The sequence below is a fragment of the Streptomyces sp. SD15 genome (assembly GCF_054462255.1).
Map to the genome: position 1 here is coordinate 228,016 of NZ_JBTLMO010000002.1, position 14,005 is coordinate 242,020.

Below are 14,005 nucleotides of genomic sequence, written 5' to 3' on the forward strand. Positions count from 1 at the left end.
GGCGCGACCAGCCACGGACGGCCCGCAGCTGCCAACCGAGAACAATCACGGTGAGGGATCCGTAACCGCACGGCAACGCAAGAGACACGGCACCGAACCTCCCCGCTCCTAATTTCTGTCACGCGACAGAAATGACCCCGGAGCCGGAGGACCCGCGATGGCGACAGCAACCACATACGGAGCACGCGACCACGCCCGCTCCCAGGAGGGCACCCGCACCGAGGCCATGCCCGTCGTCCCCGCGAGCGACTGGCCCGCGCCGCCCTGCGAGGCGGGCCACCTGGTGTGGGCGGAGACGGTGGCGGGCGGCAACTACACGCACAAGGTGCTGGCCCGCGGCACGGAGCTCCGGCTGACCGACCGCACCGGCGACGCCTGCGCGCACCTCCTGCTGTACGTCGCCGACCGCCCGTGGGAGCGCCTGAACGTGGCGGACACGGTCAAGGTCCAGTGGAACGCCTACCTGGGCGAGGGGCAGCTGCTCCTCTCCGACCAGGGCCGCGTGCTCGCCTCCGTGCTCGCCGACACCTCCGGACGGCACGACGCGCTGTGCGGCACCTCCACGCTCGTACGCAACACGGCGCGCTACGGCGACGGGACGCCGCAGTCCGCCTCCCCCGCCGGGCGCGAGCTGTTCAAGCTGGCCGCCGCCAAGAACGGCCTTCAGCCGCGCGATCTGCCGCCGTCGCTCTCCTTCTTCCAGGGCGTGGAGGTACGCGACGACGGCTCTGTGGACTTCACCGGTTCGGCGGGTCCCGGCGGCAGCGTGACCCTGCGCGCCGAGCAGGACGTCACCGTGCTGATCGCGAACGTGCCGCATCCCGCCGACCCCCGTACGGAGTACGTCAGCACTCCGCTGGAGGTCCTCGCGTGGCGCGCGGCGGCGACCGCGCCGGGCGACCCGCTGTGGGAGGCCACGCCCGAGGGCCGCCGCGCCTTCCTGAACACCACCGAGTTCCTTGCCGCGAGGGGGATCGCATGACCGACGCAACCGCACGAAGGACCGTCGTGCCGGCCCGGGCCGCCTGGTCCGCCGTCGTCCGCGCAGGAGAGACGCTCACCATCACCGACCTGCACGGCAACCAGGCCGTCGACTTCCTGGTGTACGACGCCCACGACACCGCCGTCCGCTACAGCGCCCCCGACACGATCCAGGCGCAGGGCAACCTCTTCCTCACCACCGGCAGCGTGCTCATGTCCAACGAGCACACCCCGCTGATGACCGTGATCGAGGACGAGGTGGGCCGCCACGACACGGTCGGCGGCGCCTGCTCCAAGGAGTCGAACACCCTCCGGTACGGCCATCACACCTGGTCCCAGCACGCCTGCGTGGACAACTTCCTCGCGGAGGGCGCCACATACGGCCTGGGCAAGCGCGACCTCGTCTCGAACATCAACTGGTACATGAACGTGCCGGTCGAGAAGGACGGCACCCTCGGCATCGTCGACGGCATCTCGGCCCCGGGGCTGAAGCTGACGCTGCGCGCCGAGCGCGAGGTGATCGTGCTGGTGTCCAACTGCCCGCAGATCAACAACCCTTGCAACGGCTTCGAGCCGACGGCCGTGGAGACGAGCATCGGGGCCCCCGCATGAGCTTCGACACACTGCTGGTCGCCAACCGGGGCGAGATCGCGGTGCGGATCATCCGCACGGCCCGCGAACTCGGGCTGCGCACGGTCGCCGTGTACTCCGACCCCGACCGCTCCGCGCCCCACGTCCGCCTCGCCGACGAGGCCGTACGCCTCGGCCCCGCGCCCGCCAAGGAGTCGTACCTCGACGCCGACCTGGTCCTGAAGGCGGCCAAGGACACCGGGGCCGGGGCGATCCACCCCGGGTACGGCTTCCTCTCCGAGGACGCGGCGTTCGCACGGCGCTGCGAGGACGCCGGGATCGTGTTCGTGGGTCCGACGCCGGAGCAGCTGGAGCTGTTCGGGGCGAAGCACACGGCGCGGGCGGCGGCCGAAGCGGCCGGGGTACCGCTGGCCCCGGGCACCGGGCTGCTCGCCGGTCTTCCGGACGCTCTGGAAGCAGCCGCCCTCATCGGTTATCCCGTGATGCTGAAGGCCACCGGCGGCGGCGGTGGCATCGGCATGTCGGCATGTCGATCGGCCGACGAACTGACCGAGGCCTGGGAGCGTGTGCAGCGCGTCGCCGCGGCCTCCTTCTCCTCGGCCGGGGTCTTCCTGGAGCGGCTGGTCGAAAACGCCCGCCATGTGGAGGTGCAGGTCTTCGGCGACGGCCGGGGCCGCGTGGTCACCTTCGGGGACCGCGACTGCTCACTCCAGCGCCGCAACCAGAAGGTCCTGGAGGAGGCCCCTGCTCCCGGGCTGCCGCCCCACGTGCGTGAACAACTCACCACGGCAGCACGTGACTTGTGCGCCTCGGTGGTCTACCGCTCGGCCGGCACGGTCGAGTTCGTCTACGACGCCGCGCGCGAGGAGGCGTACTTCCTGGAGGTCAACACCCGCCTCCAGGTGGAGCATCCTGTCACCGAGGAGATCTACGGGGTCGATCTCGTCGCCTGGATGCTGCGGCTCGCGCGCGGCGAGTCGGAGGTCGTTCGGGATCCGGGTGCGCCCCGCGGTCATGCCGTCGAGGCCCGCGTGTACGCGGAGGACCCCTCGCGCGAACACCGGCCGAGCGCGGGCCTGTTGACCCGGGTCGAGTTCCCCGGCGGCGTCCGCGTGGACGGCTGGGTGGAGACAGGCACCGAGGTGACCACGTCGTACGACCCGATGCTCGCGAAGGTCATCGCGTACGGATCGGACCGGGCGCACGCCCTGGAACGCCTCGACGAGGCGCTGGCCCGCACTCGCGTGGACGGCATCGAGACGAATCTGGGGCTGGTGCGGGCGGCGCTCGCCGACGGCTCCTTCCGGCGGGCGACACACTCGACGGCCACGCTCACGGGTGTCACCGATCCCACCGCGCGCGTCGAGGTCGTCTCCGGCGGAACGCTCACCACTGTGCAGGACTGGCCGGGGCGCACCGGCTACTGGCAGGTGGGTGTGCCGCCGTGCGGCCCGATGGACGACCTGTCCTTCCGGCTCGGCAACCGGGCGCTCGGCAACCATGAGGGCGCGCCGGGCCTGGAGTGCACGCTTCAGGGGCCGGCCCTGCGCTTCAGCCACGCCACGACGGTCTGCGTCACGGGCGCTCCGGCACCGGTCACCGTGGACGGCGCGGCCGTCGCGCAGTGGGAGCCAGTGACCGTGCCCGCGGGTGCGCTGCTGCAGGTCGGCGCCCCCGCCGAACACGGCTTGCGCACGTACGTCCTGTTCGCGGGCGGGGGCCTGGACGTGCCGGCGTTCCTCGGCAGTGCGTCCACCTTCACGCTGGGCCGGTTCGGTGGGCACGGCGGGCGGGCGCTGCGGACGGGTGACGTGCTGCACGGCGGGTCCGTCACCGACTCGGGCGGCCCGGTGGCGCCCGGGGACCGTCCGGTCTTCGGCGCCGCCTGGCAGGTGGGCGCGCTCGAAGGCCCGCATGCCGCGCCGGAGTTCTTCACCGAGGACGACATCCACGACTTCTACGCCGCCGACTGGAAGGTCCACTTCAACTCGGCGCGCACCGGCGTACGGCTGGTCGGGCCTAAGCCCCGCTGGGCGCGCACCGACGGCGGTGAGGCGGGTCTGCACCCGTCCAACATCCACGACACGCCCTACTCGGTCGGCGCCGTCGACTACACGGGTGACATGCCGGTGCTGCTCGGCCCGGACGGTCCCTCGCTGGGTGGCTTCGTCTGCCCGGCGACGGTCGTCAGCACGGAGCGCTGGAAGCTCGGCCAGTTCCGTCCTGGTGACACGGTGCGCTTCGCGCCGCTCGCCGAGGACGGCTCGGCGCGGCCCGCGATCGTGGACGGCGGGGTGCTCGCGCGGGACGGCGACGTGACGTACCGCCGCAGCGGCGACGACAACCTGCTGGTCGAATTCGGCCCCATGCAACTGGACCTGGCCCTGCGGATGCGCGTCCACGCGCTGATGGAGGCGGTGGCCGAGGCGGGTCTCGACGGCGTCACGGACCTCACTCCGGGCATCCGCTCCCTCCAGATCCAGACCGACCCGCACCGGCTGCCGCAGCGCGACCTCCTCGCGACGGTACGGGAGATCACGCGGACGCTCCCGCCGAGCGACCAACTGGTCGTCCCCTCCCGCACGGTGCACCTCCCCCTGTCCTGGGACGACCCGGCCACCCGGGAGGCGATCGCCCGTTACATGGCGGGCGTCCGCGACGACGCGCCCTGGTGCCCGTGGAACATCGAGTTCATCCGCCGCGTCAACGGCCTGGACTCCGTGGACGACGTGTACCGCACGGTGTTCGACGCGGAGTATCTCGTACTCGGCCTGGGCGACGTGTACTTGGGCGCGCCGGTGGCGACACCCCTGGACCCGCGGCACCGCCTGGTCACCACCAAGTACAACCCGGCGCGCACCTGGACGGCCGAGAACTCGGTGGGCATCGGCGGGGCATACCTCTGCGTCTACGGGATGGAGGGCCCGGGCGGCTACCAGTTCGTGGGCCGTACGACCCAGGTGTGGTCGGGCTGGCAGCAGCGCGGCGCGTTCGAGCCGGGCTCGCCCTGGCTGCTGCGCTTCTTCGACCGCATCAAGTGGTACGCCGTCGAGCCCGACGAACTCCTCGACCTGCGCGCCGACATCGTCTCGGGGCGGTTCGTGCCCCGGATCGAGGAGGGCGAGTTCTCACTGGCCGAGTACGAGGGTTTCCTCGCCGCCGACGCCGACTCCATCGCGGAGTTCCGGGCCCGGCAGGGCACCGCGTTCGCCGCGGAGCGTGATGCCTGGGAGGCGGCGGGCGAGTTCGCCCGGGCGGACGCCGTGTCCGCGCCCGCGGCTGCCCCCGTCGAGGTGACCGTCCCGGCGGGCGGCCGCCTGATCGAGGCCGAGTTCGCCGCGTCCGTCTGGCAGTTGAACGTCCGCCCGGGTGACCGGGTCACCACCGGCCAGCCTTTGCTGGCCCTGGAGGCCATGAAGATGGAGTCCCGGGTGCCCGCCCCGATGGACGGAGTGGTGGCGGAGATCCTCACCAAGCCGGGCGCCCAGGTGGAGGCGGGCACGGCGTTGCTGGTTCTCGCGCCGGCACATTGAAACCGGCCCCGTCGTCTGTGGGCAGGCGTTCCGCAGGGCGGAACGGGTGGGCACAGACGACCACCTGCCCGCAGCCGACAGTCCACCCCAGGTAAGGAGCACCGATGTCGTCCCCCACTCTCACCCGAGTCCGATCGGCTTACGCCCGCATCGACTCCGTAGCCCGCCCCGAGGTCTGGATCGACCTGCGCCCCCAGGCGGAGGTCGAGACAGAAGCCGAGGCCATCGACGCCCGCCTCGCCGCAGGCGAACGTCTCCCCCTCGCCGGCAAGCTCTTCGCCGCGAAGGGCAACATCGATGTGGCCGGACTGCAGACCACCGCCGGCTGCCCGGCCTACGCCTACACCCCGGAGGCCGACGCCCCCGTCGTCGCCCGCCTGCGCGCCGCCGGCGCGCTGATCCTCGGCACCACGAACCTGGACCAGTTCGCCACCGGCCTGGTCGGCACCCGTTCCCCCCACGGCGCCGTGCGCGGCGCCCTGGACCCGGCCAGGATCAGCGGCGGTTCCAGCTCCGGATCGGCCGTGGCCGTAGCCCTGGGCATCGTCGACTTCGCCCTCGGCACGGACACGGCCGGCTCGGGCCGCGTCCCCGCCGCCTTCAACGGCATCGTCGGCCTGAAGCCGACCCGCGGCCTGGTTCCGACGACCGGTGTCGTCCCGGCCTGTGCCTCGCTCGACTGCGTGACCGTCTTCGCCCGGACGCTCCCGGAAGCCGAGCGGGCCCTCGCGTACATGGCGTCCCCGTCCGGCCGGGAGCTCCCCGCACTCCCCCAGCGGGCCCCCGGCCCATGGCGTATCGCCGTCCCTCCGACGGCGCAGCTCGGCGAACTGGACGAGGGCTGGGCGCAGGCGTACGAGGCCGCCGTCGACCAGCTCGTCGCGGCAGGGGCCGAGGTGCGCACCATCGACCTCGCCCCGTTCACCGAGGCGGCCGCGATGCTCTACGAGGGCGCGTTCGTCGCCGAGCGCTACACCGCCGTGGGGAGCTTTGTCGACAAGCTGATCGCGGAGGGCGGAGCCGGTCTCGACCCGACCGTCGCCGGGATCATCACCCGCGCCCGGGACATCCCGGCGCACCAGCTCTACGCCGATCAGGACCGGCTGGCCGAGCTGCGCGCCCGGGCGCTCACCCAACTCGGCGACGCCGACGCCCTGTTGCTGCCGACCGCGCCCGGCCATCCCACACTGGCCGAGGTCGCCGCCGACCCGCTGGGCGCCAACGCCCGGCTGGGCCGTTTCACCAACTCCACGAACCTCTTCGACCTGGCCGCGGTCGCCGCCCCCGCGGGAGCGGTGGACGGACTGCCCTTCGGCGTGATGCTGATCGGCCCGGCATTCACCGACGAGCGCCTCGCCCGCATCGCCGCGCTGCTCCAGCCGCGGCTGCGTATCGCCGTGGTCGGCGCCCACCTGTCCGGCCAGCCACTGAACCCCCAACTCCTCTCCCTGGGAGCGGAGTTGGAGCGTACGACCACGACGGCAGCCGCGTACCACCTGCACGCACTCTCCACCACCCCGCCCAAGCCGGGCCTCGTCCATGTGGGCGAGGGCGGCGCCGCGATCGAGGCCGAGGTGTGGCGGCTGCCCGCCGAAAGCCTCGGGCGCCTGCTCGACGCGCTGCCCCGGCCGATGGCGCTGGGCCGGGTCGAGCTGGCCGACGGCACGCACGTGCCCGGCTTCCTGTGCGAGCCCGGCGCGCTCGAAGGGGCCGAGGACATCACCGAGCACGGAGGCTGGCGCGGGTACCTCCGGTCGCGCACCTGACCCTCGGGCCCCCGGCGTACAGCCATCGCTTCAGCCACCCCCGCGATCGTCCAACCCGCACACCCTGCCCACAGGGAGAACGCGCGCCCTCGCCGGCCTCCCCATCCGCCCCCGTACAAGAAAGTGCGCCGCCCCCGGAGTGGGAGGCGGCGCATCAGGGAACCGGGGCGACCGGGCGGCTCAGCCCACCGACGAGTAGGCGACGACTCCCCGCCGCAATCCGTCGACCGCCTTGCGCGCGTTCTTCGCGACCGTCGAGCCCTCGCCGCCGGAGACGGGTGCCGCGGCGGCGATCTGGCCCAGTACGTCGATGACCTGCTTGCACCAGCGGACGAAGTCACCGGCGGGCATCTCCGCCTCGCGCAGCACCTCGTCGAGCCCCTTGCCCGAAGCCCACTCGTACGCCGCCCAGGCGAAGCCGAGGTCCGGCTCGCGCTGGCCGACGCCCTCGGTCTGGGTGATCCGGAAGTCCTCCTCCAGGGCGTCGAGGCGGCCCCAGATGCGGACCATCTCGCCCAGCGCCGCCTTGGCCTTGCCCGACGGCAGCTTCGGCGCCATCGCGTCGTCGCCGACCCGGGACTCGTACACCAACGCCGAGACACAGGCGGCCAGTTCGGCCGGGGAAAGACCATCCCAGACACCGGCGCGCAGGCATTCACTGGCGAGCAGGTCCAGTTCGCCGTACAGCCGGGCGAGCCGCCTGCCGTGCTCGGTGGCCTCGTCGCCGCGCAGATAGTCCAGCTCGGTGAGAAGGGCGACGATCCGGTCGAAGGTGCGGGCGATGGTGTTCGTCCGGCCCTCGATACGGTGCTCCAGCTGTGCGGTGTCGCGCCGCAGCCGGTGATAGCGCTCGGCCCAACGGGCGTGATCCTCACGGTCGCTGCACCCGTGGCAGGGATGCGCGCGGATCGCTGTGCGCAGCCGGGCGATCTCGCGGTCGTCGGCCGCTTCGGAGCGCCGCTTGCGAAGCCGGTCGGGGACTATGTGCCCGGCTTTGGTGCGCAGGGCGGAGGCGAGGTCACGACGGGACTGCGGCGAGCGCGGGTTGAAGGACTTCGGGATACGCATCCGCTCCAGCGGCTCCACCGGCACCGGGAAGTCCATCGAGGCCAGCCGCTTCACCTGACGCTCGGCGGTGAGCACCAAGGGGCGCGGGCCGTCGTGGTACTCGAAGCCCCGATGGCCGTTCGACCGGCCGGCGGGCAGGCCGGGGTCCAGCACCAGCGCCAGGCCCGCGAACTTGCCGGTCGGGACATGGATGATGTCACCGGGCTTGAGCTTCTCCAGCGCGACGGCCGCCTCGGCACGCCGCTGCGCCGCGCCCTGCTTGGCCAGCTCCGTCTCGCGGTCCTTGAGCTCGCGGCGCAGTCGCGCGTACTCCTCGAAGTCCCCGAGGTGGCAGGTCATGGACTCCTTGTAGCCCTCGAGGCCCTCCTCGTTGCGCTGTACCTGCCGGGAGATCCCGACGACCGACTTGTCGGCCTGGAACTGGGCGAAGGACGTCTCCAGCAGCTCGCGCGAGCGGTGTCGGCCGAACTGCTCGACCAGGTTCACCGCCATGTTGTACGACGGCTTGAAGCTGGAGCGCAGCGGGTAGGTGCGGGTTCCGGCCAGTCCCGCCAGCTGGTCGGGGCTGAATCCGCGCTGCCACAGCACGACCGCGTGGCCCTCGACATCGATGCCGCGGCGTCCCGCCCGGCCGGTCAGCTGGGTGTACTCGCCGGGCGTGATGTCGGCGTGCTGCTCGCCGTTCCACTTGACGAGCTTTTCCAGCACCACCGAACGGGCGGGCATGTTGATGCCCAGCGCGAGGGTCTCGGTCGCGAACACGGCCTTGACCAGGCCGCGTACGAACAGCTCCTCGACGACCTCCTTGAACGTGGGCAGCATGCCCGCGTGGTGGGCCGCGATGCCGCGCTCCAGACCCTCGAGCCATTCGTAGTAGCCCAGGACGTGCAGGTCCTCGCTCGGGATGGAGGCCGTGCGCTCCTCGACGAGTTCGCGGACCTTCGCGCGCGCCTCGTCGTCGTTCAGCCTGAGGCCCGCGTACAGGCACTGCTGGACGGCGGCCTCGCAGGCGGCGCGGCTGAAGATGAAGGTGATGGCGGGCAGCAGGCCCTCGGCGTCGAGCCGCTCGATGACCTCGGGCCGGCCGGGCGTCCACACCCGCGAGCGCTGTCTGCGCTCGCGCTCGCGGTCGGCCTCGCGCATCGCACGGCCGCGTCTGCGGTCCTGCAACGAAGGACGGCTCGCCTCCATGCGCGCCAGGCGCGTGAGGTCGGGGTTGACGGCCTTCTTGTTGCCCTCCCCCTCCTCGAAGAGGTCGTACATCCGGCGCCCGGCCAGCACATGCTGGAACAGCGGAACGGGCCGGTGCTCGGAGACGATCACTTCGGTGTCGCCGCGGACGGTGTCCAGCCAGTCGCCGAACTCCTCCGCGTTCGACACGGTCGCCGAAAGTGACACCAGCGTCACCGACTCGGGAAGGTGAATGATCACTTCCTCCCAGACAGCGCCGCGGAAGCGGTCGGAGAGGTAGTGCACCTCGTCCATGACCACATATCCGAGGCCGAGGAGGGTCTGTGACCCCGCATACAGCATGTTCCGCAGCACCTCGGTGGTCATGACGACCATCGGAGCCTCGGAGTTGACGCTGTTGTCGCCAGTGAGCAGGCCGACCTTGTCCGCGCCGTAACGGCGGCACAGATCGGCGTACTTCTGGTTCGAGAGCGCCTTGATCGGCGTCGTGTAGAAGCACTTCTTGCCCTGCTGGAGGGCGAGGTGGACGGCGAACTCGCCGACGATCGTCTTGCCCGAGCCGGTGGGAGCGGCCACGAGCACACCCTTGCCCGCCTCGAGGGCCTGGCAGGCCTCGATCTGGAAGGGGTCGAGGCCGAAGTCGTACATCTCGCGGAAGGACGCGAGCGCGGTGGCCTGCTCGACAGCACGCTTACGAGCTGCCGCGTACCGCTCGGCCGGTGAGAGGTCCTCTGTCATCGTTCTTCGAGACTACCGGGAGCCACTGACAACAGGACGATCAATATCCGGATCCGCTGCTGTGAAACCCCGAATCCCCGCAGCTCAGGGAATCGCCACCCGCACCGCACCCGGCACACACTCCGCCGTGAGCGGCAGCGGCCCGAGCGGCTCCCCGTCCGCGTACCCCGTGACGGCCTCGGCCACGAGCTCGACCTTGGCCGCCCGGTACACACTGACCACGGGATGGTCGAGGTGAGTGCCCCGGTAGACCTTCGGGAACACCTTGAGCAGCGTCGTACGACTGCACTCGCCGACGACCGTGATGTCGAACAGTCCGTCACTCAGATCCGCGTCGGCGCAGATCCTCATTCCTCCGCCGTACGACGATCCGTTACCGACGGCGACGAGGGTCGCCTCGATCTCCCGGACCTCGCCCTCGTCCAGGGTGATCCGGTACGGGACGGGCTTGAAGGCGGCCAGCTCGGCGAGCATCGCCACGTCGTACTTGAAGCGGCCGCTGGGCCAGCGCATGCGGTTGCCGCGGTCGTTGACCCGGGAGTCGAAGCCGGAGGCGAGGACGGTGCCGAACCAGGTGCCGTGCACGCGGCCCAGGTCGATGTCACGCAGCCGCGCCTCCTTGAGGGCCTCGGCGATCAACCGGCCCGCGGCCGCCGGGTCGCGCACCGGCAGTCCGAGAGCGCGTGCGAAGTCGTTCCCGGTGCCGACAGCGACCAGGCCGAGCGGGGTGCGCGTGCCGGCGACGGCCTGCAGGGCCAGGTTGGCCATGCCGTCGCCGCCGACGGCTATCAGGGCACCCGTTCCGCTCTCGACCGCGTCGCGCGCACGCGTGAGGGCGTCTACGGCGTTCTCCCCGAGGACCGTACGGACGGAGAATCCCGCCGCCCGCAAAGCGAAAGCGGCCGGCTGCGCCGCGTGGGCGCCCCGGCCGCGTCCCGCGGTGGGGTTGACGAAAAGGGTGATCTCGCTGGTCACGGCCCTGACCCTACGAGATCGAGGGCTTCGTCAGGTCACGTCGTCATAACCGTTGACCCGGTCCGCGCCCGCCTGCTCCGGCAGCGCCCGGCTCGCCGACACGGTCTCGACCTCACCGACGCTCTCGGGCGTGAGGTCGAGGTCGGAAGCCTCGTCGTCGGCCGGGCCCTCGGCCTCGCGACGCCGCCTGCGACGGTCGTTGAGCAGCGAGAAGGCGACCGCGGCGAAGTACAGGATCCAGATCGGTCCGGCGAGCGCCAGCATGGTCAACGGGTCGGTGCTGGGCGTGGCGAGGGCCGCGAAGACCGTGATGCCCATGATCATGCCGCGCCACCAGCCGAGCATGCGCTTGCCGCCGATCACCCCGGTGAGGTTGAGCATCACCAGCAGCAGGGGCAGCTCGAAGGAGAGACCGAAGACGATCACCATGCGGGTGACGAGGTCGAGCAGGTCGTCCAGCGGCAGCAGGTTGTCCACGCCGAACGGGGTGAACTCGATCAGGACCTTCGCGGTGGTCGGCAGCACCTTGTAGGCGAAGAAGGCACCGCCGAGGAAGAGCGGAACGCCGGACGCGACGAACGCGTAGGCGTACTTCTTCTCACTCTTGTGCAGCCCCGGCGCGACGAACGCCCAGAGTTGGTAGAGCCAGACCGGCGAGGCGAGGACGACACCGGCCATCAGGGAGACCTTCAACGCCAGCGTGAAGGGTGTGAGCAGACCGTTGATCGTGATCTGTGCGCAGGGCTCGGTCGACGAAGACGACTTCGTCAGTTCCTCGAAGCTCTTCCCGCAACCGACCGAGTCCAGGATCGGCTGGGTGAAGAAGTTGATGATGTCGTTGTAGAAGAAGGCGGCGACGATCGTGACCAAGACGATGGCCAGCATCGCCTTCGCGAGCCGGTTGCGGAGCTCACGAAGATGCTCTGCCAGGGGCATCCGCCCCTCGGGATCCTTCTCCTTGCTGCGGGCAGACTTCGGCAACCCACGTCCTCATCTCGTGCGGCGAGCCGGAAGCCTCCGGCCCTGCGTCAGCGCTTGGTCGTGTCCGTCGGCTCGGTGACCGGGCGGGAGCTGGTCACATCGCCGGGCGCGGCCTGGATGGTGCGCTGAGCCGGGGTCTGCTCGTCGGCCTTCGGCGGGCCGGCCGCGGCCGGGTCCTGGCCCTCCGACTTCATCGCCTTGGCCTCGCTCTTGAGGATGCGCGCGGACTTGCCCAGCGAGCGCGCCATGTCCGGAAGCTTCTTCGCGCCGAACAGCAGGATGATGACGACGAGGATGAGAATGATCTCGGGAGCTCCGAGCCTTCCGAACATAATTCTTTACCTTCTCACCGAGGCGGCTGGGGCGGGGTGCTGTCCGATCGCTCGGACATGTGTCCGACCGTCGTGTTGACAGCGATCGTAACGCTCAGGGGTGAACGCGGGACAATCCCTGTGCGTACTCCCGGTTTGCGGCCCGCGCCTCGTTCTCCGGACCGCGATCAGAAGCGTACCTGGCCCAACCGGGATGTTGACAGGCTCGAGTGACTCATTGCGCAACCCTGGAAGGACTCATACCGGGATCCGGGAAAGGTCACAGGGAGTCCACAGAACGCGCGGCCCCGACGGCCGCCCGCTCCAGGTCGTCGGCCGCACTGTTGATACGGCGTGCGGAATCCGTCACCTGCCTGCCGAGACGCTCCGCTTCCACAAACACACGGACAGCGAGCACGCCGAGGACGGCAATTCCCAGGAAACCCACAGCGATCGCGAACATCGGCCAGAACATGACGCCGACCTTAGACGGTCGAGTGCAGGCGCAAGGTCCGCACCCCGCCCCCGGTGAGAAGTTCGACGATGCGCTCACCCGCGGGCTTACGGACGGCCGAGCCGCACTCGGGGCAGGTGAAGAAGTAGAAGGTGGTGCGGCTCGACGCACCGATGGCCAGCCGTAGGGCACTCGCCCTGAGCTCGAAGTCGGTCCGGCAGTCGGGGCAGCCGGCCTTGAACATCACCTCGACCACCCTTCTCATCCCGGCGAACGCGGTCACGACCGTCATCTCCGGCGCCCCCGACGACTCCCCCGCCCGCTCCGACACCCCAGTCCTCTCCGACGCACCAGACATCGCCGACGTGGTCAAAGCCCCTGCTCCCGCCTGTCGTACGGTCCGCCCTGAACTCCCTGGGGCCGGTCGTCGCCCACCGACTCGGGTCCGTCGTAGGCGGCCAGCGCCTCGCGGGCCGCCCGGCGGGCACTGTCCGCCAGATCCTGCGGCGACACGATCCGTCCGTCGCGCCCCAGCCGCAGCGCCAGCCGTCGCAGCGACGCCGGGTCGGGAGTCCGCAAGGTGATACGCAGCCCACCGTCCGCAAGCTCATCCGCACTGTCGTGCGGGTAGTACTCCGCCACCCAGCGCCCGCCCGGGCCGACCTCGACGACCACCTCGGGATCCTCGGCCGCGGGCTGCACCAGGCCCTCGGAGAGATCCCGGAGCTCGACCTCGGGCGGCGCGGACGGCTCGTCGAGGATGCGGATCTCGGCGACCCGGTCGAGCCGGAAGGTGCGGCGCGCCTCGGAGCGGCGGCACCATGCCTCCACGTAGGTGTGTCCGACGCTGACCAGGCGGATCGGGTCGATCTCGCGCTCGGTGAGCTCGTCCCGTGAAGGCGAGTAGTAGCGGATCCACAGCCGACGTCGCTCGGAGATCGCCCGGTCGACGTCCGCGAAGACCCCACCCTCGGACTCGAAGGTCACCGAAAGGCGCGAGCTGGCACCCGCCGCCTCACCCGAGGCGGCCTCCACCTTGGCGGTGGCGCGCAGCAGCGCCTGCCGGTCACCCTCGCGCAGCCCGGGCAGCGTGGACACCGCACGGGCGGCCACCAGCAACGCGGTCGCCTCGTCGGCGGCGATGCGCAGCGGCTCGGCGACGTCATCCGGGTTGTGCCACCAGATACGGTCGCCGTCGGTGTCGATGTCGAGGAGATCGCCGCCGCGGAAGCTGGTCCCGCACAGCGGCAACACATCCAGGTCGGAGATCAGCTCGTCCTCGGTGATCCCGAAGGCCCGCGCGACATCACCGACGCGCGCGCCGGGGCGCTCGCGCAGATAGGTCACCAGGGACAGCATCCGCCGTGTCTGGTCGATCGCGTTCGTGGGTCTGGCCGGTTTTCCTGCCACTCTCCT

Annotated in this window: 10 protein-coding genes and 1 pseudogene; 4 read left to right on the forward strand and 7 right to left on the reverse strand. The window is 71.0% G+C overall.

Annotated features, from left to right (window positions below):
* The first annotated feature begins 157 nt into the window (after positions 1 to 157).
* The 4 genes from ACX28W_RS03025 (at position 158) to atzF (ending at position 6,871) form a co-directional block, all read left to right on the forward strand.
* A complete protein-coding gene (locus ACX28W_RS03025) occupies positions 158 to 982 on the forward strand; it encodes an urea amidolyase associated protein UAAP1 (RefSeq protein WP_458997173.1) in 825 nt (274 codons plus the stop codon).
* Positions 979 to 1,593 carry an urea amidolyase associated protein UAAP2 gene (locus tag ACX28W_RS03030; RefSeq protein ID WP_458997174.1) on the forward strand — a complete coding sequence of 205 codons (615 nt, stop codon included), beginning with the start codon at positions 979 to 981 and terminating at the stop codon, positions 1,591 to 1,593. Before ACX28W_RS03025 ends, ACX28W_RS03030 begins: the two co-directional genes overlap by 4 nt.
* On the forward strand, positions 1,590 to 5,105 hold the full coding sequence (locus ACX28W_RS03035; protein WP_458997175.1) for a 5-oxoprolinase/urea amidolyase family protein: 3,516 nt from the start codon (positions 1,590 to 1,592) through the stop codon (positions 5,103 to 5,105). The genes ACX28W_RS03030 and ACX28W_RS03035 overlap by 4 nt, the downstream gene beginning before the upstream one ends.
* Before the next feature lie 104 nt (positions 5,106 to 5,209).
* Positions 5,210 to 6,871, forward strand: coding sequence for an allophanate hydrolase (gene atzF / locus ACX28W_RS03040; RefSeq protein WP_458997176.1), 1,662 nt, complete (start codon positions 5,210 to 5,212; stop codon positions 6,869 to 6,871).
* A 180-nt stretch (positions 6,872 to 7,051) separates the two neighbouring features.
* Here the strand turns inward: atzF and ACX28W_RS03045 are convergent.
* The 7 genes and pseudogenes from ACX28W_RS03045 to ACX28W_RS03075 all read right to left on the reverse strand — a co-directional run bounded on the left by ACX28W_RS03045 (position 7,052) and on the right by ACX28W_RS03075 (position 13,999).
* Positions 7,052 to 9,912 (reverse strand): annotated as a pseudogene (locus tag ACX28W_RS03045) (DEAD/DEAH box helicase).
* Between the two features lie 40 nt (positions 9,913 to 9,952).
* Positions 9,953 to 10,843 carry a diacylglycerol kinase gene (locus ACX28W_RS03050; protein ID WP_458997177.1) on the reverse strand — a complete coding sequence of 297 codons (891 nt, stop codon included), beginning with the start codon at positions 10,841 to 10,843 and terminating at the stop codon, positions 9,953 to 9,955.
* Positions 10,844 to 10,873: 30 nt separating this feature from the next.
* On the reverse strand, positions 10,874 to 11,824 hold the full coding sequence (gene tatC / locus ACX28W_RS03055) for a twin-arginine translocase subunit TatC (RefSeq protein WP_458997178.1): 951 nt from the start codon (positions 11,822 to 11,824) through the stop codon (positions 10,874 to 10,876).
* A gap of 47 nt (positions 11,825 to 11,871) precedes the next feature.
* Complete coding sequence (gene tatA / locus ACX28W_RS03060; protein ID WP_458997179.1) at positions 11,872 to 12,156, reverse strand: Sec-independent protein translocase subunit TatA; 285 nt, start codon at positions 12,154 to 12,156, stop codon at positions 11,872 to 11,874.
* A 259-nt stretch (positions 12,157 to 12,415) separates the two neighbouring features.
* Positions 12,416 to 12,610 carry a hypothetical protein gene (locus ACX28W_RS03065; protein WP_458997180.1) on the reverse strand — a complete coding sequence of 65 codons (195 nt, stop codon included), beginning with the start codon at positions 12,608 to 12,610 and terminating at the stop codon, positions 12,416 to 12,418.
* A 10-nt stretch (positions 12,611 to 12,620) separates the two neighbouring features.
* A complete protein-coding gene (locus ACX28W_RS03070) occupies positions 12,621 to 12,947 on the reverse strand; it encodes a hypothetical protein (protein WP_458997181.1) in 327 nt (108 codons plus the stop codon).
* An 11-nt stretch (positions 12,948 to 12,958) separates the two neighbouring features.
* Positions 12,959 to 13,999 (reverse strand): helix-turn-helix transcriptional regulator, encoded by a 1,041-nt coding sequence (locus tag ACX28W_RS03075; protein WP_458997182.1) that lies wholly within the window; start codon positions 13,997 to 13,999, stop codon positions 12,959 to 12,961.
* Positions 14,000 to 14,005 lie beyond the last annotated feature (6 nt).

Excerpts from the sequence above, each read along its gene's own strand:
- ACX28W_RS03025 (WP_458997173.1), top strand. The coding sequence starts at position 158 with ATGGCGACAGCAACCACATACGGAGCACGCGACCACGCCCGCTCCCAG.
- ACX28W_RS03030 (WP_458997174.1), top strand. The coding sequence starts at position 979 with ATGACCGACGCAACCGCACGAAGGACCGTCGTGCCGGCCCGGGCCGCC.
- ACX28W_RS03035 (WP_458997175.1), top strand. The coding sequence starts at position 1,590 with ATGAGCTTCGACACACTGCTGGTCGCCAACCGGGGCGAGATCGCGGTG.
- atzF (WP_458997176.1), top strand. The coding sequence starts at position 5,210 with ATGTCGTCCCCCACTCTCACCCGAGTCCGATCGGCTTACGCCCGCATC.
- tatA (WP_458997179.1), bottom strand. The coding sequence starts at position 12,156 with ATGTTCGGAAGGCTCGGAGCTCCCGAGATCATTCTCATCCTCGTCGTC.
- ACX28W_RS03065 (WP_458997180.1), bottom strand. The coding sequence starts at position 12,610 with ATGTTCTGGCCGATGTTCGCGATCGCTGTGGGTTTCCTGGGAATTGCC.
- ACX28W_RS03070 (WP_458997181.1), bottom strand. The coding sequence starts at position 12,947 with ATGTCTGGTGCGTCGGAGAGGACTGGGGTGTCGGAGCGGGCGGGGGAG.